Origin of the sequence: Bernardetia sp. Wsw4-3y2 (assembly GCF_037126295.1) — a bacterium.
Taxonomy (GTDB): Bacteria; Bacteroidota; Bacteroidia; order Cytophagales; family Bernardetiaceae; genus Bernardetia.
The window spans coordinates 4103287-4128721 of record NZ_CP147017.1 but is presented as its reverse complement, the minus strand read 5'-3'; the positions used below and the strand labels follow the sequence as shown (position 1 = coordinate 4128721).

The window sequence follows — 25435 nt, the reverse complement described above, 5'->3', positions numbered from 1 at the left end:
TATAATCTAACAAATTAATTAACTGATTTTCTGACATCATTATTGACATCATTGTTAATTCCTTCGCTTGCCTCCATAAGTTTTCTAAGATTGATAAGAGCATAACGCATTCTTCCTAGTGCAGTATTTATACTTACGTGTGTGGCATCTGCAATTTCTTGAAAGCTCATATTAAAATACTGACGCATAATCAATACTTCTCTTTGAGCATCAGGCAACTGACGCACATGTCTTTTCAAATTTTCACAAATCTCTTGCTCAATGTGAGCTTCTTCAGAAGATTTTTGAGTAAATTCAATTGTATTAAAAACTGTACTACCGTCTTCTACAGTAATGGTAGGATAACGTTTTTGCTTTCTAAAGTAATCTATTGCCAAGTTATGAGCAATACGTGAGAGCCAAGGTAAAAATTTTCCTTCCTCATTATATTTGCCCAAACGAATAGTATCTACTACCTTTATAAATGCTTCTTGCATCAAATCTTCAGCTATATAAGTATCTTTTACAATTGTGATAAGAATAGTAAAAATTCTATTTTTATGACGATTCAACAGAACAGCAAAGGCGTTATCATCGCCTGATTTGTAAAGTGTAATAAGCTGACTATCATTAGCTTGCAATAAGTCTTCTAAAGAAAGAGAATTCTTGTTTCTCTTAGTAGTATTAAAATTAATTTGAGTCTCAGTCTTAGACTTTATAGACTTTTTTTCTTTGCGTAAGTTACTTTTAGTTTGCATCTTCTTAACGTGGCTTAGTAGTGGGTATTGCTTTAAAAAGAAGTACGAAGTGTACTGTGTCTGTAATAATTGATTGATATATACAAATATAACAACGTTTTATTAAAAATGAAAGTTACATAGAAAATTTTTATTCGTCATACAAAAACACGCCTATCATTAACAATGCCAATTTACATAAACAACAGCATTGTATCGGCAAACAAAATAATATTTTCGACGAATGAACAAAAATCAACGATTAATTTTAATATAAATATAGATTTACAGGGCGTTATATTTGTTAAAAGTATTCAAATAACATATTATAAATTACATAGGATAAATAAACAATAAATGAGTAATTTTTTAACACCTTTTCCACACGATTTTTTTATGAAAGAAGCTCTAAAAGAAGCTCAAAAAAGTTTTGAAGCTGGAGAGATTCCTGTGGGTGCTATCATTGTCTATAACCAAAAAATCATTGCTAGAGCGCATAACATGACTGAAAAACTACAAGATATAACTGCTCACGCCGAACTGATTGCTATTACTTCTGCTGCCAATACGCTAAATTTTAAGTATTTAACAGGTTGTAAGCTCTACGTAACCCTTGAGCCTTGTGTGATGTGTGCTGGCGCATTGGCTTGGTCACAGATTTCAGAAATTTATTATGGTGCAAATGACTTTCAACGAGGTTTTTCTATTCTTACACATTCAAATTTGTTTCCAAAAAAGATAAAAATAGAAAATGAAATTTTGGCGCAAGAATGTGAAGAGTTATTAAAAAAATTCTTTAAAAAATTGCGTAGCTAATGATTTATTTTGAAAAATAGGGTTTTAGAGGTAATTACATTGGTTTGCAGATAAAGCGAAAAAAGTAAAATTATGAGTTTTTCATTTTTTTTCATTTTTTTTTCTTTCCAACTTTTTGCCTAGAAAAAATCAAAAATAGGAGATAAAAAAAAGTCAATTTAAAAGCTGTATTCTACAATTTTTAAATTAGCTCAAAATTTAACATTTATTTATTTAATATTTTTTAACTTTTAAAAAGTCTAAATTTTCAACATTCGTGCATTCAAATTTTCAAATAGTTGTTTTGTGAGCAAAAAATCAGAGTAAATCATTCAAACCGAGCTACCAAATTTGTCATTTCCAAAAAAGAAGTTGGCAATTCTTCAATGTTATTTATCAAATTGGGATGCTTGGTATTGTAAGTATGGTCGGCTTCTTCTACTAAAATCAGTTTTGCATTTTGATTTTGGCTAGTGGTAGACTGACTCCATTCAAAAATATCTTGTGCATCTTGTGGTGTCACTGACATATCTTTAGCTCCGTGAAGAATAAGCTGTGGTGTATTTGCTGTATTGAGTTTTTGAGTTGCCTCCTTTACAGAATAGTTTACAGGATTTTTCTTAAAATCTTCGTGTAAAGATTCAAATAAGGGCATTTTCTGATTTGTACGTCCGTTTTCGATGATTACCACTCCGTTTTTATGCCACTCGTTTTTATTTTTTTCATTAAAATAACGCTCCTCTAAATCACTAACTGCTGAAAGTGTAATTACTTTTTTTATACGCTTGTCTTTAGATGCATAAATAATAGCCGTACTTCCTCCTCTACTATGCCCAACAAGGCGAATATCTTCTATATTCCTTTTTGGTAAATCTGACTTTTTATTACAAATAAAATTGATTGCTGTTGCTGTATCCGAAAGTTCTTTTGTAATTGTATTTTGTCCAAAGGCTTCCAAATCTTCAAAATCAAGAGGGTTTTCGGTTGTCGTTCCATTATGAGAAAAATTGACTTTAAAAACTAAAAACCCTTTTTGTGTCCAAATTTGAGCCATTTGATTGAAAGCTCCCCAATCTTTAAAGCCTTTAAAACCATGTAGAAAAACAATAATAGGGGTTTGAGAATTTGTTCTTTGTTCTGGAAGATGATAATCTATAAGAATAGATTTCGCTGGTGCAAGTGGATTAGGTAGTTTTATTTCTATTTTTTTCATAGTTTAGAAATGGTAATTATGAAATTAACTGATAATAATTTTACTGGTTAGTAATTTTCAACTCTTTTACAAAAGAAAAATAATCAAAGGAAAATTTTGTAAAGTCTTTGTAATCAATTTTAGTTTTTTTGTCGGTAATAGTGGGATACATTTCTTCCCACGTTTCCAAAATAAAATCAATTCGTTTTATAACTAGATTCTTTTGTAAAATAATTTGGTTTTCTTTTTTTTCAGAAAAAGTATGGTTTGCTCCCAATGCTTCAAAATAATCTGGACAAATAATCTGAAAATAAAGATGTAAAAACTCTTTTGTCGGACGTGGTAATCCATAATTAAATAAACAATATCCAGCAATATATTCAAAAACAAAAGGAGTAAACTCTTGCTGTTCGTTCTTATCAAACCAAGAAGCAGCCTGCAACTGTTTTTCTATTATCTCCTTTATATCTTGTCCATAAGCAGGTTTTGAAATACCAAATGTAGCTTTAGTTTCATAAAAATTAGATACTAATTCTTTATCAGAGAGAGCGAGTAATTTTTCAAATTCTTTTATTGCATAATCATTGCGCTGCACAGGCAATCTATTTTGGTCATAAAAAACTACTTTATGAATGTCTTCTAATATAGCTGTAATTGTTCCTTCTGGAGTCAGTAAATAATCTATTCGATACAAGAGTGTCAATAACATGTATGAAATAGCAGAAGCAAGACGCTCAGTATTTAGTTTTTTTATTTCATCTAATGCTTCTTTTATCCATTTTTTCAAAAAACGAAGTTTTACTTGTTGATGTTCTTCTGATAAAAACTCAATATGCTTATCGTCAATAGATTCTAATTGATTTGTAAATTCATTTAATAATAAATCATCTTGTGCATCCGAACGAGTAGCAATTTCTCTAAGTCCATTATATAACTTACCTGCAAAACTATCCACAGTATTAGTTGTAAAACGAATCCAAATTATGCCATTTTCATCTAACGAAAATCCACTGTACAAAAGGTTATAATTCATTTCCATTAATCGTCTTCCTAAGGCAACATGCAAATCTCCTTTTACCTGAACGAGCTTTACTTCTCCTACAAACTCTTCCGAATTAGCAAAACCACGAACTATTTTTGAGCCTTGTTGTAACGTAAAATCTATTTTAAAATCTGCTACATTTCCATCTTTATTAATCTGAACTGTATCATAATTCAGATTGCTTTCGTTATCATCTAATAAGTAATTAAAAAATTCTAAATAGGCTTGCAAATAATTTTTTTCTTCGAAAAAACCTGTCGATCTTGCCCACGAATCATATTTTTCTAATGTTTTGTGTGCGTCAGAATATCTACCGAATCGTATATCAATTCCGTCATTGGTGTCTGTCTGTCCGACAAAAGCAGTTATAATTTTTTTAAAAAGCATATATCTTTTTTGAATTGGTAAAAATGCAAGTTTTCGAAATTATGTATTCTTACTTTATAAATCAAATTACAACTTTACTACGATGTAGCCAATTGATTTAGAAAGTAAAACATAAGTTTTAAAATCAATTTAAGGAAAGAATCTCAAAAATAAGTGGTATTTTTTTGAAAATACTCTTTATTGTTTGTATTTTTAATAAAAAAAGAAGTCTTAGACTTTAAAGTGCTAGTAAAACCTTAACTTTGAATCTCATTTACTGATTTTATGTAAGTAACTCAAATTGTAGGTTATAACTATTTCAGTCTTCCTAGTCTGAATAAATAGGTCTTTTTTAATAGTATTCACTATAAAGACAAGCTATACTAATTATAAAATTTATGAAATTTTTATTCTATAAATCACTCTATAAAAAATATTCATTTCTATCATTATTCTTTTTAGGATTGATAGTTGGCTTTTTTAGATGTGTTCCTATTGAAGACCTTTCTCAGCCTCTTATTGGAGAATTTGCTCTAAATAATCAGTATAATGTATCAGATACAATTTTTTTGAATACTGTTTTGTCTGATAACTTTGGAATAGATACAGTAATAATTGATATAAAACCAGCAGAAACTCTTTCTCGTCCGTGGACAAATACTAAAAAAATAAATAATGTAGGAGCAAGAGTATTAGAATTAAAAGATTCTTCTATTATCGTTCCCTCTTCTTTTTCTTTGGGCAAATACGAACTTACAATTACAACCATTGATATTAGTGGATTACAAAATACTATTTCAAGAGAATTTATTGTGGGGGCTGATGCTACAAAACCCACGTTTCCAGATGTTTTATTGCCTAATATTCAAGCTTTTGATGATGGTAGTTATCCTGCTTGTAGATTAGAAAAAGTTCCCTTAGGAGGTTTTATTACAGATAATGTTGGAATAAAGCTTATAACAGCACAGTTTGAGACAGGTACTAGGATTATTAATCGCACATTTTCTACCAATGATGTTGATTCAGTAAATTTAGCAACTGTTTTTGGTAATGAATTAGTATTTCTAGATGTACCTAATGACTCCTTGCTTACTTTAATAATAACAGCAGAAGACTTTGAAAACAACGTTAGAAGTGTTAGTATTAATTTTACAATGAATTGCGATACTCAAAGTCCAATCATTGAAAAAATTAAAGTCAACCGTCCTTTTAATGAAATAGGTGAAATAGAAGTCATACAAGGACAAAAATTATTTATTACTGGTGGAATTGTAAGGGATAGCCTTGGAACATTAAAAGATGTATATGTCTATTTTAATAATGATCCAACTCCTTTAATTAGTGGTGAAAATATTAATAACCCAATTTTTAATCTTGTGGGAAATGATTCGGTTTTTGTTCCTATTCCATCGAATGCTCAAAATCAAGATACTTATACAATTAAAGTAGAAGCGACAGATGTTGCTGGCAATGCTCCAACAACAAGAGAATTTATTATTGATATTCTACCTAATGAAGCTCCTGATATAGAACTTGGTCTTAATTATATCAATGACGAGCCAAGTATTTTTAATAGCAATCCTAATAACCCACCCACTACACTATCAGCAGGAGCTACTATTCGTACAGAAACAAAAATAATAGAAGATGTAGCTTTGGATAGTTATAATGTTAGTTGGAAGAGAAACAATATAGAAATAGATGGAGTAAATTTAGATGCAGGTGATTTAGTCAATAGATTAGTAATTAGCATAAGTAATAATAGATTTCTTGTTGATCAGAATGATCGTATAGGAACTCGTTATACTTTAACTATATCTGCAACAGACACTTTTAACCAAACCACTCAGATAACATATTATTTTATTGTTGAGTAAAAAAGCAGTAATTTTAATTAGAACAAAGCGAGGATAATTCATAAAAAAAATTATCCTCGTTTTGATTTTATATTTATTTTTGAAAGAATAAGAAATGAAGCAAAAAACAGTTTTTCTAGTATTAGGAGGAAATCTAGGAGATAGAGAACAGAATATTTTAGAAGCAAAAAAAAATATTTCTTTACAGATTGGAAAGATTGAACTAGAATCAAGCATGTATCAAACAGCTGCTTGGGGCGTAGAAAATCAGCCTTCTTTTCTGAATCAAGTTATTCAAGTCTCTTCTCTATTGTCTCCACAAGAAATATTGATTCAGATTGATGAAATAGAAAAAAAATTAGGTAGAAAACGTTATCAAAAATGGTATGCCCGAACAATTGATATAGATATTCTCTATTATGAAAATCTAGTTTTAGAAGAAAAAGAAGACACTACAAAAGAGAAAAAAGACTTGAAAATCCCTCATCCATTTTTACACCAACGTCGTTTTACGCTTGTTCCGTTGGTAGAGATTGCACCTAATTTTGTGCATCCTGTTTTTGATAAAACGAATAAGCAGCTTTTGGAAGACTGTTTAGACACCTTGCCTGTGGAAAAATTTTTCATACTTACTTAAATAACACTAAGTAACTGAGCAAACTTATTTATATGCAAATGTAATCTATCTGACACCTCAAAGGTATCTTGAGAGTTTAAACTTCCACTCTGAACATTAGAAACAGCATTTTATCAAATTCACCAGTCTGGAAGACTGCTATACAAAATAACTGTGATAACCTTTACTATTTTTAAGCAATAGATATTTTCATAAACCTTTGTTTTAGTCTGTACGTTGTTGATTTAGTTGTAAAAATTTCAACTCTAAAGAAAAATTACTAAATTAGTTTACCATTATCTAAGAATCTAATCTTATAATTCTGAAAAACATTATGAAAACAATTTATTTACCTTCTCTATCTATTAATTTTTATAAAAGAATATATTTTATTTTATTAGTAGGTTTAGTAAGCCTTTTTAGTTTTACTACTTCACTTCAAGCTCAAACATCTACTCAACAGATTACTTATCAAGGGAAATTAGTTCAGGATGGAATTCCTTTTTCAGGTTCGGTTAGTATGGTTTTCGAATTAGTTAATCCTACAACAAATACAGTTGATTGGACAGAAACACAAACTATAAATGTACAAGACGGACTTTATTCTGTTGTTTTGGGTTCTCAGACTCCATTTACTAGCAATTTTTTCTCACAACATCCTTCTTTGGGTTTGCGTGTTAGTGTCAATGGAAATGCACTTACTCCAGTTACTGTTTTGCATGCTGTTCCTTATGCTCATACTGCTAATTCAGTTTCTGATAATTCTATTACATCCCTCAAAATTGTCAATGGAACTATCCAAACAATTGATATAGCAAGTGGAGGAGCAAACAAAGTACTTGCAACTGATGCAACGGGTCAGGTAGTTTGGATTGATAGAACAGCTATCACTACAGAATCAGACCCAAAAGTAGGTTCACTTACTAATGAAACTGTTCCATTTTGGAATGGAACAACTTTAGTAGATGGTTCAATTACAGATGATGGCTCAAATGTAAATATATCTAATTCTACAAGTATAAACGAGTTACTTGTAAATGATTTATATTTAGGTGGTTTTAATGCAAACTCTCTCACTACAAATAGTGGTGGAGGTGTTACAAGTCCTTTTTCTGATAATGCTTTGGTAAGTGAACTAGCAATGACAGATTATATCGCATCACAACTTAGTGGTATTCCCACTTACACAGCTGGTGATGGTATTGATATTATAGGCAATCAAATATCAGCTAAATCTACAAATGGATTAACAACAACAGCACTTGGAATTTCTTTAGGAGGTACTTTATCAAATGCCACAACAATAGATGCTAATAGTAATAATGTCTCTTTAACAAATATCAACACATTATCGCTTTCGGGAACAACTGGTTCTAATGTAGCTATTATAGATGCAGCCTTTAGTATTACTGATGGAACAAACTCCTCTTTTTTTTCATCAGCAGCTCCTTCAAATCTATATACAACAAATGTGTATCTAAATGACATTGGGAGTAAATTTGATATTAGAGATCAAGTCTTGGGAACAAGTTTGTTTTCTATTGAAAAACTAAGCACTGAAACAAATCTTACAGTAGATAATATAAATGCCTTTGATATAAATGCAGATGGAGATATAGAACTTGATGCCGATGGAAACGTAGAAATCGATGCAGATGGAGATATACAAATGCAGTCAGCAGGTGGAAATATAGAAATAGGAGATAATACCTCTTTTGATTCTGAATTATTATTAAATGGGTGGCTCAATTTACCTAATTCTGCTCCTTCTTTTCCACTAACAAACAAATTATATTCTGATGGCTCAGGAAACTTACGTTGGGGTCTTTCTTTTATAAATACAAGTTCTAGTCCATTGACTTTTGAAAGTGGCATTACTAATGCTCTAAATACCGTTAGATTGGGAGGAGCATTGACACAAAATACTCAAATAACAACAGCTCCTACTTTCAATTTAGAAGTCAATGGAACAGGTCGTTTTGTCGCTAATGTAGGAGGAGATGTTTCTGTAGGAACAGATAGAGATGAAACAAGTGTAGTTAGTAACTATTTATATGCAACAAACCAAAATACTACAAATGATGCTGAAGTAAATGTAGTAGCTAATACACAAGGTACTGGTACAAGTATAGTTACATTATCTACTGTAACACAAGGAGGTTCAGAAGAAGGATATTTGAGACTAGAAACCAACGGTTCAGGAGCATCAAAAGCAGAATTTTATGATGTAGATGATATTACTCAAGTTAATGATGGCAGAACTAATATTACTATCAACAGTAGAAGCAATACAGAAACATCTTCTATAACACTACAAAGGTCAAGAGGAGACTTAACAAACCCAACAACTATAGCAGCAGGAGATATATTAGGTAATATAAATTTTGATGGCTTTGAGGGATCAGGTTTTTCAAATGCTGGAGGAATATCAATGACTGCAACATCTGCACCCCTTGGTTCTGGCATTCCTTCTACATTATCGTTTCACACAGGTAATCCAACTAATGGATCAGTAGAGGAAAAAATGACTATTAATTCTAGAGGAATAATAGGAATAAAAAAAGATATTATAGTAAGTGCTTTTGCAAGCAATAATGACTTTGGAAGACTTTATGTAAAAGAGTCTGACGGAGATTTGTATTATATTCCACCTTCTATTGGTACACCTTCTCCTATTAATTTATCCTCTGCTGTTAATGTTAATTATATAGATGGAGTAGAAATAAATGGTTCTAATGAAGTTCGTTTAGGAGGAAGGTTATCTAATAATGTTGTTATCGATGGAGCTGCTTCTATATCAGGTGTTCCAGGGAGTGTTTTTAATTATAATAACTTTGATTTTAATATAAATCAAATAAAAAATCTTAATCTTGGTTCTACAGATAAAACTATTTTAGAATCCAGAATAGCTTATTTTCCTCCCTCAACATTCAGATTAGCCAACTTAGAACTTACAGCATTAGACCAAACTTTTAAATTCAATACCCAAATTCAAACAGAACCTGCACCTACAACTCGTTTTAGTATAAACCCAGATAATGTAATTATATCTGATGCAAATCTGAAAGTTACAGATTCAGGCTTTCCTTTTGACATTCTTTCTTTAGATAAAAATTTAGGTGGAATATTTAATTTTACATTAAATTTAGCTTCTACACCAAACCCTTCTGGTGGTGGAATTTCAATGACAGCAGGAGAATCAACAGATCCAAGTGGACAAGGAGGAAACATGAATTTGTCAGGTGGAAATGGTACTACTATAGGAAACGTAAATATTCAACCGAGTGGTGGAAATACTTCAATAGGAGGTAACAATTCAAATACTACTATTAATGGAAATATGTTTGTAGGCAACCCCACAGGAGCGAGTGCTAAATTGCATGTTAGACCAATAAGCTCAGATGGCTTATTAGGAGCTATAAGTGCTATCAGCAATAATACTAACTCTACTCCTGTTGTTAAGACAATATCTTCAGGAGGACATATTGGATCTGCTATAGAAGCTATAGGAACGCAGGGCAAAGTAGCTAATTTTTACAGACAGGATGCAAGTTCTTCCAATCCTAACTTACCTGTATTTACAGTAGAAGAAAAAGATTTAACAGCTACTGGAACAGTATTACAAGTAATGGGAAAAAATGAAACTGACACTCTACTATCTTTGCATAATAGAAATTCAAATACAGATGCTTTAGTTATTTTGGCTAAAAATAGTGGAAACACTAACATATTTGAATTGAGAGATAATGGAAATGCATTTTTAGCGGGTGGCACTCTCATAACAAGTGACCGTCGTTATAAAAAACAAATCAATACACTAGATAATTCTCTGTCAAATATTCTTTCTCTTCGTGGAACAAATTATTATTGGAAAGACAAAAGCAAAGATGACCAATTACAGTTTGGTGTTATTGCACAAGAAATAGAAGACGTATTTCCTAATTTGGTTCATACAAACAATGAAGGTTATAAATCTGTAAATTATATAGGTCTTGTACCTGTTTTAATAGAAGCAACAAAAGAACAGCAAACTATAATAGATGAACAAAAAGAGGAAATTGAAATACAAAAAATAGAACTTGAAAATCTCAAAAAGCAGATTACAGAACTAAAAACCATTGTTGCAAGTCTTCAAGAAAACCAAAATGCTCAAGAAAATACTGATTCTGTTTTGGCTAAAAAAGTGGAAGCATTGGAAAAACAACTTACTAGTTTGGTAGAATCTTTAGGAATAAAAGAAGACAATACTACATCAACAGCTTCTTTAGAAGAAGAATAGCTTTAATAATTAATTCTTAGAAAAATAAAATTACTTAGTAAAAAAACTATTCAATTATATATATTGTATAATTGAATAGTTTTTTTATAGCTTACTAAAACTGACTTTTTATACCCGAATACCCATAATTGCAATATCATCACGTTGCTTGGTATCTCCTTGGTGTACAAGTAACATATCTGTAAGTTCTTGTTTTTGTTTTTGAGCTGGTAGAGAAGCAATATTTTTTAATACTTCTTGTAGTTGCAAACTACCAATTTTTTTACCTTTACTGTTAGGCTGATCAGCATATCCATCCGAAGTTAGATAAATCATATCTCCACTTTCAAGCTGAATTTCTGTTGTGGTAAATACTTTTTCATCTTTGTCTCTTTTTCTTCCTCCAATAGATTTTCTATCTCCTTTTATCTCTTTAAAAACGCCATCTTTTTTGGTAATATAAAGAGGTCGTTTTGCACCTGAAAACCATACTTGATGAGTCTTTAAATTAATTTTACAGAAACAAATATCCATTCCATCTGTATTTCTGTTGTCTTGTTGGGAAAGTGATGTTCTTATTTTCGTATTTAATAACTCAAGAGTTTCACAAGGTTTTAAAGTTCGGTTTTGCTGTACCATATCACTCAAAAGTGAACTACCAATCATAGACATGAATGCTCCTGGAACTCCATGTCCTGTACAATCTGCCACAGCAACATAGACAATATCACCCAAATTTTTGAACCAATAAAAATCTCCAGAAACAATATCTAAAGGTTCATAAACTGTAAATACTTCAGGCAAATGTTCTTTTAAATCAGTTTCAGTAGGTAAAATAGCTTTTTGAATGGTTTCAGCATAACGCAAACTATCTGTCATATTCTTGTTCTTTTCTTGAAGTTCTTTTGTACGTTCTGCTACTTGTGTTTCTAAGTAAAGCTGTTGATTTTTACTTCTTCTAATTTTGGCAATATAAAAAGTAGAAATAATTCCCACAATCATAAAAACACCCAATATTCTAAACCAAAGACGCTCCCAAACAGGCGTAGAAACATTGATATAAAGTGCAATTCCTTCTTCGTTCCATACTTCATCCGAATTAGAAGCCTTTACTCTAAAAACATAATTACCATAAGGTAGAGTTGGATAATTTACAAATCTACGTCCTGAATTTACATACGTCCATTCTTCATCAAGTCCTTCCATTTTGTAAGCATACATATTCTTTTTTGGGTCAGAAAAATGAAGAGCTGCAAACTCTAAAGAAAAACCTGTTTTTTCATAATCTAAAGTAAGGCTATCGGCTGTCAAGATATAACTATCTAATGGGTTTTCTACTCTAGTGATAAAGTCTATAAAAGGAAGTGATTTAGAAAAAATTTCTATTTCTGTAAAAACAAGTTGTGGAGGTAATGGATCATCTTTTATTTCTGTTGGAAAGAAAGCATTATATCCATCTTTTCCTCCAAAAAACAACTCTCCTTTTTCGCTTTCATAATATGAACCTGCTAAAAAATCTTGCCCTTGTAAACCATTTGTTTCATCATACGATTTTGCTGTTAGTGTTTTTAAAGAAAAACGAGAAATTCCTTTATTTGTAGAAAGCCAAAGATTTTTATCTTCTCCCAAAATAACCGAATAAATCATATCAGTAGGCAAACCATCTTTTCTTGAAAAATAGCTCAAAGAATCTTGTTTTGAATAATAACGAATCAAACCTTTACTAGAGCTAAACCAGACACTATTTTCACCTACTTCTTCGATAGCACTCACCCAAACTTTAAGATCCTTTCGTTTGTCTAAAATAATTTTTTCTGTTGCAACATCATATAAATACGCTCCTGTAGGCGTTCCTACCCAAATGGTGTTTTTATCTGTTGATTTTACTGAAAGCATAATTTCATTATCTGTCAGATTAGGCTCTCCTTCTATTTTCACTTCAAAATCATTAAGAGAACGATTATATTTACACAAATCGCCTTCAAAAGTAAGTACCCAAATTTCACCTTTTTTGTCTGTAAATAGTTTTGAAATTCTGCTTGAAGGCAACCCTTCCCAATGTTTTTTGTATTGAACAATTGTCAGATTTCCATTTTTATATGAAAAACGACCTACTCCTCTATCTCTTGTGCTACACCAAGTTGTTCCATACAAATCCTGTGTAATCCCTGTTACATCATCGCTTGGCATTCCATGAGAATAACGAGAATATTGTGTAAACCAACCATTTGCAATATTGGGATTATATCTAAAAATACCTGCTTTTTTTGTTCCTATCCACGTTTTTCCTTCATCATCTTTATAAAAACAAGTTATATTATTATCCTGAATTCCATTTTTACGAAGGTCATTTACTGAGCGATACAATCTAAATTTAATTTTTTCAGGGTCATATTTATTTAATCCTCCTTGTGATGTTCCAAACCAAAAAACACCTGTACGGTCTTGAAACAAAACTTTTATTCCTGTATTATCACTCAAACTAAACGGATTATAAACATCTTTTTGAAAACGAAGAAAACCTGACTTCTCATTCAAATATTTATTCAAACCTTGTGAAGCAGTTCCTACCCAAAGATTTCCACTTTTGTCTATCAAAAGACCTGTAATATGATTATCACTTATAGAATTTTCATCATTAGATTTATGAACAAAAGATGTAAATGATTTATCATTTTTTTGCTCTTGAGTTGCTTGCTGATTAGTCAAATTATCTAAATGAAGAGCTTGTAATCCTTTTTTTGTACCTATCCAAATGACATTTGCTGTTGCATCTATTGCTAATGAAGTAATATGGTTATCTAAAAGACCATCCTTTAATTCAAAATGTTTTACTTGTTCATTGGTCTGGGCTAATGCAACTCTATATAGACCTAATGAATCTGAACCTACCCACATTGTTCCTTTTGTATCTTGAGCAATAGCTGAAATAGGTAAATCTTTCAAAATAGATAATTTCTGATTGTTGGAAGCAAAATGCACCCATTCATTTTTCTTATCTTGATAAAAACTGAGTCCTTCTTGACTTCCTACCCAAATATTGTCTTTATTATCCTTAAATAAACTATTAATTTGTGTATGTGGAATAGCTCCAGTTTCGCCAAACTGAACTTGTATGAAAGCATTTTTATTTCGAATCCATTTACTAATTCCTTTTTCTGTTCCTATCCAAATATCCCCATTTTTATCTTCACAAAGTGCTGTAATAGAATTATCTATTAAAGAAGTTGAATCATTAGGAAGGTGTTTGTAGTCTATCAATGAATAACCATCATACCTATGCAAACCATCAGGAGTTCCTATCCACAAAAACCCTTGATTATCTTGGATAAGTGCTGTAATAGTATTCTGAGAAAGCCCTTCTGCCGTCGTAATCGCTGAAAAACGAACGCCTTGAGCATAGGAAGAAGAAAAATAAAATGTAGAGAAATAAACTACTAAAAGTAGTTGAAGTAAAAAGGCAGACGAGTAACCAAATAAATTATTAAAATAAAATAATCTGCTGTTCTTTTTTTGAAGGGAAAAAAAGTGCATAAATTTGCAAAAAATTAGTAGTTTCTAGGATAGAATAATATAGGATAATAGTGACCTAAAAATACGCAAATTCTATAAAGTAAAAAAATATAATTTCAATTTGGAGTCAAAACTGAGTAAACTCTTCAACAATAAGTACAACAAAATTATTTAATTGTAAATTTGTAGAAAGAAGAAGTATTTATAGGGTTGTTATATTATAAATTTTATCCTTGATAAAAATACTTATGTCGTTTTTGGTATTACCACCAACAACAATATGAAAAAAAATTTATAACACTATAAAAAACAAACATGGAATTAGGAGTAATACTATCATTTATTGGTGCATCAATAATTTTAACATTGATGCCAGGACCTGATAATTTATTTGTACTAACAGAAAGTTTAACAAAAGGACAAAAAGATGGAATTGCCATATCTCTTGGACTTTCATTAGGTGTACTTATACATACTTTGGCAGCAGCTACAGGTTTATCAATTATTATTCAAAAATCGGCTCTTGCATTTTCTATAATCAAATATTTAGGTGCTGCATATCTATTTTATTTAGCTTTTAAGGCTTTTAAAGAGAAGAAAACTGACTTAGATTTAAAATCAACTAGTCATATTGAAAAAACTAAAATTTTTCCTCTTGTAAAAAAAGGATTTTTAATGAACGTCCTAAACCCAAAAGTTTCTTTATTTTTTATTGCTTTTTTGCCTCAGTTTATAAGTCCAAATGGATATAATATAACGCTACAGATGATTATACTTGGACTTATATTTATGTCACAAGCATTTTTAATTTTTGCAACAATTGCTATTTTAGCAAGTAAATTGACTAAATATCTAAATAATCCTAAATTTTGGAAAATCACAAAATGGAGTAAAATAAGTGTATTGTCAATTTTAGGCTTAGTATTAGTTTTTTCTAGAAAGTAATTATCTTATCTTAAGCAATACCAGTGAAATTATATAATTTTAGGCTATAATTTCAAATCGTAATTTTTAATTCGTAATTCGTAATTAATACATGGATAATCTTCGTTCTATTTTAGATACTTTTTCGGAAGAGGAAAAAAAAGCTCTTCATGCTTTCGTACAGCGTCAAAAAATCCGTAAAAATAGAAAAGACCTTCAGCTTTTAGAACTTTTGCAAGAAGAAACTATCTATAATGGAAAAGAATTATTGATACGTCTTTATCCAAAAACCAAGAATAAAGTGGCTTATCATGCTCTTCGTAGAAGATTAATGCAACATTTTATAGATTTTATTACGCTTTCAAGAAGTACAGACCAGACGATTGAAGGAACAGATATTATGGGAATAATTTCACTTTCTCATTATCTTTTTGAAGTAAATTTAGAAAATATTGCTTGGAAATACCTCAAAAAAGCTCAAAACCAAGCTCAACAAAACGAACAATATCATCTTCTCAATTCAATTTATAATCTTGCTCTTGCCAATACAGATAATGAGTTTTCACCTCCCTTTGAAGAACTTTTAGAGCTACGCAATCAAAATAAAATCTTGGCAGAACAAGAAGAACGAGCGCACATTGCCAACTGCATCTTAAAAAATCAACTTGCAGAAGCAAAACGAGAAGGAAAAGTATTAGATTTTGATAAAATGATGAATCAGATTTTAGAAGAATGGGATTTGACAAAAGCAGTAAGCGAACGCCCTAGAATTCGTTTTAATTTACTTTCCATTGCTAGAAATGCCGTAGTGGCTAAAAAGGATTATTATAATTTTGAGTTTTTTTTGCGTGCAAATTATGATGAGTTATTAAAAGATATGATGATTTCTGAAAAAAATCAGTCTTACAATCAATACTACAGACTTTCATTGCTTTATATGCTGGCTCACGTTTTATATCGTAACAAAAAATTTAAAGAATCGCTATCTTACCTTGAGGAATTTAAAAGTATTTTAGATTCTTCTACCAAAAATTCAAAAAGCTATAAAACTTCTTTTTATTCAAAATTTATTCTTCTTACGGCTGCTAATCTTGCCTTTACAGAACAACGAGAAAAAGCCATTCAGTTATTAGAAAATTTGCTCAAAAAAAATAAATCTATTCTTTCTACAAATGATATTTTGAATACACATCTTAATCTTGTGTTTTATCATTTTCAAAAAAGTAATTTCAAACAAGCTCACAAAGTTTTATTAGACTTTGGTCATTCTGATACTTGGGTAGAGAAAAAAATGGGTAAAGAATGGGTAGTCAGAAAATGGCTCATTGAATCGGTTTTGCAGTTCGAACTCAAAAACGATGATATTGCAAGAAAAATTATCTCAAAAATAAAACAAAAATATGCTTCTCTTTTAGGACAATCTAATTATCAAAACAGCAGACCTTTTTTAAATCTTTTGGAAGAATATATGCGTTATCCACAGCGAGTTACACACCCTGATTTTTCAGAAAAAGTTGATAAAGTAATTACTTTTGCAGAAAGTAGTCAGCAAGAAGATTTACAAGAAATGGCTTTCTATGCGTGGCTCAAATCCAAAATGGAAAGACGAGAATATTATGAAACGCTTTTAGAAATAGCAAACAAGAGAAACTAAGATTTTACTACATAATTTGGAAATAGACAGAAATCTATGTTTCTTTAAAGTAGAATAAAATATGCTGTTCCATTATATAAAATATGTATTTACAAAAACTATATATAGTCCTATTATGTGTCTTTTTTCCTTTTACTTTATTTGCCAATACAGCAGATAGTTTACTTACTGTTTATAAAAGTATTAGCAAGCAAGAAAAAGGAAATTGGTTAAATACTCTTTTAGAATCTGAAATATCATTAGACGACAAAAGAAAGGTTTTAAATGTCATATTACAGAATGACACAAATGATAAACTACTGGAAGCAAGACTACATGCAGCATTTGGATTTTTGGAAAACCAACAAGGAAACTCTATTGAAGCCATAGAAGCCTACGAAAAAGCCTTATTTCTTCAAAAGGAAGTAAATAAAATCACTTTAGATACACTTGCCAATCACTGGAAAACTTCTTTAGCTGGCATTTTTTATACTATTGGAGATGATCAAAAGGCATATAGCCTTTTTATGGAAGTATTAAAAAATGCTGAGAAAAATAATAAAAAAGAACTTATAGCTGATGTTAGTAAACAAATTGGAGATGTACATCGAAACCTAAAAAATGAAGACAAAGCTATCGAATACTATCAAAGAGCTTTAAAATTATACCAAGAACTAGGTATAAAACGAGGAGAAGCAGCTTCAACCAATAGTTTAGGAATTCTTTATTCTGATCAAAAAAAACCTCAAAAGGCATTGGAGTTTTATCGCCGAACATTACAACTTTGTAAAGAAATAAATTTTGAACGAGGTATTGCTTTTACTCTTAATAATATTGGTTACGAACTCTTTGTTCTTTCCAATTATGATTCGGCTTACCATTATTACGAACAAGCACTTCAACTCAAAGAAAAGTTAGAAAATCTGTCTAGCATGTCAGCTACATTAGTAAATATGGGACAGGTTCGTTTAGCCCAAAAAGAATATAATGAAGCAAAAATATTGTTTGAAAAAAGTTTAGAACTAGCTATCCAAACAAGCAATAGCTCTGTAGAATTAGAAAATTATGAATTTCTGACACAACTCTATCAAAAAATAGAACAGCCTGCTAAAGCCTTAGATAACCTTCAAAAATATGTAAAGCTCAAAGAAACTCTTTTTGAAGAAAGTAAATTAGAAAAAATCAATGAACTAGAAGCTCGTTTTCAAGTAGGAAAAAAAGAACAGCAAATTGAGTTTTTGCAGCAACAATCTGAATGGGAAGAAGGAAAAACCTATTTACTTGGTGGAGTAACTTTTTTAGTCTTGTTGATTCTTGTAATGACACTCAAACGAATTAAGGATAACCAAAAGGCAAATCAGATTTTGTCACAGAAAAATAATGAGATTACCTCTGCCAATCAAAAAGTAAAAGAAAGTATTAATTATGCAAAACATATTCAAGATGCTATTCAAGTAAATGAAACTCAACTTTTTCAATACTTTCCCACTCATTTTATTCTCAATCGTCCTAAAGATATTGTAGGTGGAGACTGTCTTTGGTTTGCTCAAAAAGAAAGCACTTTTTACATAGCTTTAGCCGACTGTACAGGACATGGCGTTTCGGGTGCTTTTATGACAATTCTATGTAATTCTTTACTCAATGATATTTTTACACATCATAATTCATCTGAAAAAGAATTAAATCCAGCAGAAATGTTAGAAGAATTAGATGATTTGTTGCAAGCACATTTACATCAAAAACAAACACAAATAAAGGATGGAATGGATATCGCTATTCTCAAAATAATTCTAAAAGAAAATCAGCTTGTCTATGCAGGTGCAAAAATTCCTTTGTATTATCGCATTCCAAATCAAAAATTAAACTGTATAAAAGCCACAAGAAGACCTATTGGAGAACATCAATTTAGACACAAACGAACAAACTTTGAAAATACTTTTTTAGAACTAAAAAAAGGAATGCGTATTTATTTGACTTCTGATGGTTATCAAGATCAATTTGGAGGAAAAGAAAACAAGAAATTCTTGAGAAAGAATTTTGAAAAACTCATTTCTACTGATGCACCTCTCTCTATTCAAGAAAGCGAAGTAATTGAAAAATTAGAAAAATGGAAAGGTAATGAATCTCAAACAGATGATATTATGGTGGTGGGAATAGAGTTTTAGTAAAAATATTTAGCCATTTTTGTTTATCATTCAATAAAAAAAGAGTATTTATTATACGTTATACATAAACAAAAATTAAAGAGTAGAGTTAATAAATCACTAGGAAAAATATCTTATGATACTATTCCTCATTTTTTAATCTTTATTTTTTATGTTTATGAATAGTCAAGCACAAGCAACTGCTCAATTTAAGAATGCTAAACAAGCAAAAGCAGCTTTCGCCAAATTTATCATTGAAGCTAACCATCCATGTTTGATGGCTCAAACTGTTTTCAAAAAGAATCAGTTACGAGTTCGTACTTATTCTGATTTTGGTTCAGAGGAAACAGCTAAGAAACTTCTTACAGATTTGGAAGATTACCTAGCTAATTACGATTTTGAATCTAAAGACTTTTTTACTTTCATAGCTACCTTCAATACAACTGAAAATTATTCAGAAAAACATTTTGAAGAGTTATTATGGAAACAATTACAAAATTTACATGAACTAGATAATCAAGAATGGGATGAAACAGTAAGTAGTAATCCAGCAGACAAAGATTTTAGTTTTAGTATTGCAGGAAAAGCATTTTATATTGTAGGATTGCATCCTAATAGCTCCAGAAAAGCAAGACAAGCCCCAATGCCAGCCATTGCTTTCAATTTGCATGAACAATTTGAAAAACTCAGAGAAATGGGAGCTTATCAAAAAGTAAGAGATACCATTCGTAGCCGAGATGAAAAATTACAAGGATATATTAATCCTATGTTAGAAGATTTTGGAGAAAAAAATAGCGAAGCCAAACAATATAGTGGACGAGCTGTAGATGCTAAATGGAAATGTCCTTTTCATAGCAATTTTTCCCATAACTAAAGTTATGGGTTTCGTTCTTCTTTTTATTAAAAAAGAGAAACTAATTTTCAGAATTAAAACTAAACCCACGAATTTCTTCTTAGAAAAATAATTTTTTAGAATTTTAGAATCAAAAAACAGATTAAAAAATGGTTCATACCATCGAAAAACAAACAGGAAGTGCCTTTAAACTACAAAAAGGACAAAAACTAAAAGTTATTGACCCAAAAGGTCAGCAAGTAAGCGATATGGTTTTATTCAACGCAGAAGATAAGCGAGAAAAAATTTCTTCTGGTAAAACTCTTGATTTTGAAGAGACTATTCTCATCACAAAAGGAAATTTCATTTGGAGTAATCGTAGCCAAAAAATGATGGAAATATTGGAGGATACAAACGGAAGAAATGACTTTTTACTTGCGCCTTGTAGTCCAGAAACATTTCAGATTATGTATAAAAACCCTGAATATCATCCAAGTTGTTTTGAAAATTTATATACAAATTTGGAAAAATACGGAATCGAACCTGATGAAGTTCCAACAGCATTTAATGTTTTTATGAATGTGCAATTTGCATCAGATGGAAAGTTGAGTGTTTTGCCTCCTTTAAGTAAAGCTGGTGATTATGTTCTTTTTGAAGCTAAAATGAATTTGATTGTTGCACTTACAGCCTGTTCGGCAGAAGATAGCAATGGAGGAAGTTTCAAACCTATTCAATATCAAATTATAGACTAATTATCTATATTTCCTTCAGTAGAAAGCCTTATTTATGGTCTGATTTAGAAGAGTAAAAGAACCTCAATTAATCACTTTAAAAATCTGATTTTTTATTAAAAAAAATTATACAAAATAGAATCAAATGGAAAACATATTTTTTAATAATTGGGAAAGCATTGTAAGAGTAATCATAATGACTTTTTTGGGTTATATAGCTATGATTTTCCTGCTTCGAATCTCTGGTAAACGTACACTTTCGAAAATGAATGCTTTTGATTTTGTTATTACCGTCGTCTTCGGTTCAAGTCTGGCTGCAGTAGCTTTAAATAAAAGTATATCATTATCAGAAGGAGTGGTTTGTTTTTCTTTGCTCGTTTTCATGCAATTTGCAATTACTTGGCTTTCGGTACGCTTCAAGTTTGTGAAAAATATAGTTACTAGCAAACCCACTCTATTACTTTATAAAGGAGAGTTATACGAAAGTATTTTGAAAAAAGAACGAATTACTATTGATGAATTGTATGTAGCAGCAAGAAGGAAAGGAATTGAAGATTTGAAAAATATTGATGCAATTATTTTAGAAACAACTGGTGATATAAACATCATGGAGAAAGTAAGTAACAGAGAAGCCCAAACAATTAAAAACTTGGAAGTGAGTAATTTTTAGGATTAACTTTACAAATATTTTACTCTAAAATTTCGTTCTCAAAACAAACTCAAAACTACGTCCTACCATTGGATAAAAAGCCATAGATTGATATTGATAATTAAAAACATTCTGACAATTTAGCTCTAAAACAAACTTCACTTTTTTATAATTGATTGTTTTTCCTAGAGAGAAGTTAGCCAAAAAATAAGAAGGTAAATATTCTGTATTTGTCGTTGTGGTAAAACGTTTGCCTACAAACTGTTGTTCTATTCTCAAGAACTGACTTTTATAAGCTGCATAAACAAAACTTTTTTGCTGATGAAAAGGAGTATAAATAAGCTGTTTTCCTGCTGATTCATCCAAATCTCTAATTTTTTCTAAATTTTTTGAATTAGTATAAGTATATGAAATATTTGCTTCAAGATTGAAACTTTGAGTAGATTTTTTGAAAAAAAGATTACTTTCAATTCCCTGTGAAAAGACAGAACGCAAATTTTCTGGTCGCCAATAACCTGCCACAGCAGGAGACCACAAAATCCAATCATCAATATTAGCCCAAAAATAAAGCGAAGAGAAAGAAAATTTTGTAATGTTTTTATCACTTACTTTATTTATAAAATGATAAATTGCCGAAAATTCCCCATTCCAACCCTCTTCATTTTTCAAATCAGGGTTACCAACGGGAAACCAATATCTATCATTGAGAGTAGGCGCACGAAAATTACGAGCCACATTAGCTTTGACTTCCAAATTATTTTTAACAAAATTAACACCTAAAGAAGGTAAAAAGGCTTGAAATTCATCATCTAAAACAACTTGACGAGCTAAAAAATTAGTTTGAAAAAAGTGGGAAGGTGAATATTCTATCGAAGCAAAAATGCTTTGTTGTGCCTGTGAATGTCTTTGATTATAACCATCTACATCAGCAAAATCTTGTCTTATTCGGATTCCTGTTTGTAAAAGAATTTTTTGAGAAGGAGCATATTTCAATTCTGAAAGCAAATGATACGATTGATTTTTTGTCTTCGAAGCAATAGCCGAAGTTTCATTTCTATATTCTAAAAAATCATACAAATAACCTGCTTTTGTACTAACTTCAAAGTTTTTTTTCTTGTATTTCCATTGTAAAAGATTACGAACAGAAAAATCATCTTGCGTTTCTTCGTTTATAGGAACTGTTATAGGTGGTGGAAGTTCTCGGCTTGCATCTTGCGCCCAAAAATGAAACGAAAATTGATGATCGGAAAGTCTGGCTGTGTTTTTTGGCAGAAAATAAAATTCTTGAACAATTCCTTTTTGCTCTGTCGCTGCTCGTTTTCTAGTAAATGTTTCTCTGTTGTAATTATAGGAATAATTATTTTTGGCAGATTTATAAAAAAAACGACTTGTAGCTTTTATATGTAATCGTTTTGAATTTGAAATAGAATAGGAAGTCGTCAAAAGCTGTTTGAAAGTCTGAAAGCTCCCTATGGATTGAATCCAATTCAATGAAAAGTCTTTTTTTGTATTTTTAGGATTATGATTTAAAGAAATTCCACCTCCAAAACCTCCTTCTCCATAACGCAAACTAGCTGCTCCATAATGAACATTTACTTCGTCTAGTAATCCAATAGGAAAAAGCGAAAAATCTACCTGTCCCAAAGTAGGGGAATTAAGAGGAATTTCTTCCCAAAAAACTTGTGTATGTCCTGCACTTGTTCCACGAAAAGACGGAGAAGCCAAACCAGAGATGCTATAAAACTTCAAAAAAATAGGCGTTCGATACGATAAAAGTCTGCCCAAATCAGAAGTCTGATAACTTGCCATTGCCAAAGAGTCCAGTTTCTGAACCTCAAAACCTGCTGCTTTTTCTTCTAAAGAATTAGATTGAATTTCGACAGCATTTAATTGAATGATAGAATCTTGTTCAGAATTAGTTTGAGAAAAGGAATAAAAAAATATAAAGAAAAACAAGATAGTAAGAGCAAATTTTGACACAATTTTTATTTGTAGCGTACCTTTTAAGGTGCGAAATGTACCGAAGACTTTAGTCTTTGTAAAATAAATATACTTTCCGAAGGCTAAAGCCTACGGTACATGTTACACACGCTAAAGCGTATGCTACATGGCTACACAAAATTACAATTTTTCTATAAACTCTTTACATGCTTGTGCAGGGTTTTGTTGTTTCATAAAATATTCTCCCATCAAAAAGCCTTCAAATCCTTTTTGTTTTAATCTTAAAACAGTTTCTATATCAGACAAACCACTTTCAGAAATTAGCACAAAATCATTTTTGCTTTGATTTTCCTTCTTAATTGTTTGAATTTCATCAAAAAGTCGCATTGATTCCTCAATATCAACATCAAATGTTTTTAGATTTCTATTATTTACACCAACAGCATCAACTATGTGAGCAATTTCTTTAACCTGTTCTAGCTCTTCTTTTGCATGAATTTCTAGCAAAATTTCTAAGCCTAATTCTTTTGCTTTTTCGGCAAGCTCTAGGCATCTTTTGGGAGACAGAACAGCAGCAATAAGCAAAATTAAATCTGCCCCACTCGCTTTTGCACGATATATTTGAAATTCATCTATCATAAAATCTTTTCTCAAAATAGGAATTTCATTATATGCACGAGCAATTTCTAAATCGCTTATTTGTCCACCAAAAAATTCTGTATCTGTCAGAACGGAAAGCGCAGAAGCACCAGCAGAGGCATAACCTTGTGTGATTTCAATAACATCGACTGAATCATTAATTATTCCTTTTGATGGAGATTTTCGTTTGAATTCTGCAATAATTCCAGAACCATTTTTGATAGAATTTTTAAAAGAAATTGTTTCTCTATTAAAAAAAGGCTTTTGTTTTAGGCTTTCAATAGAAATTTCTTTTTTGAGCTGGGCAACTTCTTTTTGTTTATGAAGGATTATTTTTTCTAGCATTCTTTCAGTTATAAATTATCAGTAAACAGTTATCAAGATGAAATTTCAATTCTGTTTACCATATAGTATAAATATTTTCTAAGGGAAACATAATTCGTAATTAGCTTCGCTGCTTTGGCAGGTCGTAATTTAAACCAATTGAGGAGAAAGTTTTAATAATTTCTGTAGAGCTTCATACGCCTTTCCACTTTCTAAAGATTCTTTTGCTAGTGCTTTCGCTTCTTCAAAAGAGGTTTCTTTGTTTGTATTTCTAAAAGAAGTTTGAAGTGCAATAGCAGAATTTGTCAAAACAACTTCTTTTTGTGCTTCTGTTGCTTTGTTATTCAAAACACTTAAAAATATATCAGCAGCTTCTTTTATAGTTGTTCCTCCTTCAATTTGATTTGGCTTTAAAGTTTCTGTATGCAAATCTTTTGGAGAAAGAATAAATTCGCCTTCATTGGTAATCATTTTGAAAGGAGAAGTAAGCGAAATTTCATCATATCCAGCCAAAGAATGCACAATCGAAAACTGTGAACCTTCCTGTTTTTGATAGAGATACGCATACAAACGAGCCAATTCCAAACTAAAAACACCAATCATCTGACGTTTTACAAAAGCAGGATTTACCATAGGTCCTAGCATATTAAAGAACGTTTTTGTTCCCAAACGTAAACGAACAGGCGCAACAGCCTTTGCAGCAGGGTGAAACAAAGGCGCATGTAAAAAACAAATATTTGCTTCCTCAATTTGTCTTTGTAAAACAGATTCATCTGTCGTAAAAACTACACCCAAATGTTCCAATACATTCGACGAACCACAAGGCGAAGAAACACCATAATTTCCATGTTTGGCAACCTTCACACCTGCACCAGCAACCACAAAAGATGTAATCGTCGAAATATTAAAGGTATTTTTGCCATCGCCACCTGTTCCACATAAATCTATCGCATCATAAGCCGACAAATCTACACGCAAACACGTTTCTAGCATCGCATCACGAAAGCCCAAAAGCTCATCCACTGTAATGCTTCGCATATTAAAAACTGTCAGAAAAGATGCAACTTGAAGTTGATTATAATCGCCATTTGAGATTTGAATCAAGAGATTTTTTGCTTCTTCTCTTGTAATGGTGTGGTGTTCGTATAAGTGATTTAGTATGTTTTTCATTTTTGTATGTTTATCAACCGTCGTTGAGACTTCGCCGTCAACGAGGTTTAGATAGAAATTATAAATCCTCAACGACGCTTTTAAGCTCGTTGAC

At 30.9% G+C, this 25435-nt stretch carries 17 protein-coding genes; 10 read left to right on the top strand and 7 right to left on the bottom strand.

Annotated features, from left to right (window positions below; genetic code table 11):
• Positions 1 to 14: 14 nt before the first annotated feature.
• Positions 15 to 737 carry a sigma-70 family RNA polymerase sigma factor gene (locus V9L05_RS17005; protein WP_338813043.1) on the bottom strand — a complete coding sequence of 241 codons (723 nt, stop codon included), beginning with the start codon at positions 735 to 737 and terminating at the stop codon, positions 15 to 17.
• Positions 738 to 1073: 336 nt separating this feature from the next.
• Between V9L05_RS17005 and V9L05_RS17000 the strand changes: the two genes are divergently transcribed.
• Positions 1074 to 1532, top strand: coding sequence for a nucleoside deaminase (locus tag V9L05_RS17000; protein ID WP_338813042.1), 459 nt, complete (start codon positions 1074 to 1076; stop codon positions 1530 to 1532).
• A gap of 307 nt (positions 1533 to 1839) precedes the next feature.
• Here V9L05_RS17000 and V9L05_RS16995 read toward each other — a convergent pair whose 3' ends face one another.
• Both V9L05_RS16995 and V9L05_RS16990 read right to left on the bottom strand, forming a co-directional pair.
• Positions 1840 to 2724 (bottom strand): alpha/beta hydrolase-fold protein, encoded by an 885-nt coding sequence (locus V9L05_RS16995; RefSeq protein WP_338813040.1) that lies wholly within the window; start codon positions 2722 to 2724, stop codon positions 1840 to 1842.
• 40 nt (positions 2725 to 2764) lie between these two features.
• Complete coding sequence (locus V9L05_RS16990; protein ID WP_338813038.1) at positions 2765 to 4132, bottom strand: hypothetical protein; 1368 nt, start codon at positions 4130 to 4132, stop codon at positions 2765 to 2767.
• 377 nt (positions 4133 to 4509) lie between these two features.
• On the opposite strand from V9L05_RS16990, the gene V9L05_RS16985 reads away from it, so the two are divergent.
• The 3 genes from V9L05_RS16985 to V9L05_RS16975 all read left to right on the top strand — a co-directional run bounded on the left by V9L05_RS16985 (position 4510) and on the right by V9L05_RS16975 (position 10862).
• Positions 4510 to 5988 carry a hypothetical protein gene (locus V9L05_RS16985; RefSeq protein WP_338813036.1) on the top strand — a complete coding sequence of 493 codons (1479 nt, stop codon included), beginning with the start codon at positions 4510 to 4512 and terminating at the stop codon, positions 5986 to 5988.
• Between the two features lie 94 nt (positions 5989 to 6082).
• Positions 6083 to 6604 carry a 2-amino-4-hydroxy-6-hydroxymethyldihydropteridine diphosphokinase gene (gene folK, locus V9L05_RS16980; RefSeq protein WP_338792027.1) on the top strand — a complete coding sequence of 174 codons (522 nt, stop codon included), beginning with the start codon at positions 6083 to 6085 and terminating at the stop codon, positions 6602 to 6604.
• A gap of 313 nt (positions 6605 to 6917) precedes the next feature.
• A complete protein-coding gene (locus tag V9L05_RS16975; RefSeq protein WP_338813034.1) occupies positions 6918 to 10862 on the top strand; it encodes a tail fiber domain-containing protein in 3945 nt (1314 codons plus the stop codon).
• A 108-nt stretch (positions 10863 to 10970) separates the two neighbouring features.
• Here V9L05_RS16975 and V9L05_RS16970 read toward each other — a convergent pair whose 3' ends face one another.
• A complete protein-coding gene (locus V9L05_RS16970) occupies positions 10971 to 14375 on the bottom strand; it encodes a two-component regulator propeller domain-containing protein (protein WP_338813033.1) in 3405 nt (1134 codons plus the stop codon).
• Between the two features lie 294 nt (positions 14376 to 14669).
• Between V9L05_RS16970 and V9L05_RS16965 the strand changes: the two genes are divergently transcribed.
• The 6 genes from V9L05_RS16965 (at position 14670) to V9L05_RS16940 (ending at position 21288) form a co-directional block, all read left to right on the top strand.
• Positions 14670 to 15299 carry a LysE family translocator gene (locus tag V9L05_RS16965; protein WP_338813031.1) on the top strand — a complete coding sequence of 210 codons (630 nt, stop codon included), beginning with the start codon at positions 14670 to 14672 and terminating at the stop codon, positions 15297 to 15299.
• A gap of 91 nt (positions 15300 to 15390) precedes the next feature.
• Positions 15391 to 16932, top strand: a complete 1542-nt coding sequence (locus tag V9L05_RS16960; RefSeq protein WP_338792031.1) for a hypothetical protein — start codon at positions 15391 to 15393, stop codon at positions 16930 to 16932.
• A gap of 83 nt (positions 16933 to 17015) precedes the next feature.
• Complete coding sequence (locus V9L05_RS16955) at positions 17016 to 19076, top strand: tetratricopeptide repeat protein (RefSeq protein WP_338813030.1); 2061 nt, start codon at positions 17016 to 17018, stop codon at positions 19074 to 19076.
• Positions 19077 to 19233: 157 nt separating this feature from the next.
• The gene (gene gntA, locus V9L05_RS16950; protein ID WP_338813029.1) at positions 19234 to 19929 is read left to right on the top strand and encodes a guanitoxin biosynthesis heme-dependent pre-guanitoxin N-hydroxylase GntA; all 696 of its coding nucleotides are present in this window, start codon (positions 19234 to 19236) and stop codon (positions 19927 to 19929) included.
• 128 nt (positions 19930 to 20057) lie between these two features.
• Positions 20058 to 20639: an urea carboxylase-associated family protein gene (locus V9L05_RS16945; RefSeq protein WP_338813028.1), complete on the top strand. Its 582-nt coding sequence runs from the start codon at positions 20058 to 20060 to the stop codon at positions 20637 to 20639.
• A 124-nt stretch (positions 20640 to 20763) separates the two neighbouring features.
• Positions 20764 to 21288 carry a YetF domain-containing protein gene (locus V9L05_RS16940; protein ID WP_338813026.1) on the top strand — a complete coding sequence of 175 codons (525 nt, stop codon included), beginning with the start codon at positions 20764 to 20766 and terminating at the stop codon, positions 21286 to 21288.
• A 24-nt stretch (positions 21289 to 21312) separates the two neighbouring features.
• Here the strand turns inward: V9L05_RS16940 and V9L05_RS16935 are convergent, their stop codons facing one another.
• From V9L05_RS16935 to trpD, 3 genes are all read right to left on the bottom strand, one after another.
• Entirely contained in the window at positions 21313 to 23247 is a 1935-nt protein-coding gene (locus tag V9L05_RS16935; RefSeq protein WP_338813025.1) for a TonB-dependent receptor plug domain-containing protein, read from the bottom strand.
• Between the two features lie 141 nt (positions 23248 to 23388).
• Positions 23389 to 24192: an indole-3-glycerol phosphate synthase TrpC gene (gene trpC / locus V9L05_RS16930; RefSeq protein ID WP_338813024.1), complete on the bottom strand. Its 804-nt coding sequence runs from the start codon at positions 24190 to 24192 to the stop codon at positions 23389 to 23391.
• A 129-nt stretch (positions 24193 to 24321) separates the two neighbouring features.
• Complete coding sequence (gene trpD, locus V9L05_RS16925; RefSeq protein WP_338813022.1) at positions 24322 to 25341, bottom strand: anthranilate phosphoribosyltransferase; 1020 nt, start codon at positions 25339 to 25341, stop codon at positions 24322 to 24324.
• Positions 25342 to 25435: the final 94 nt, after the last annotated feature.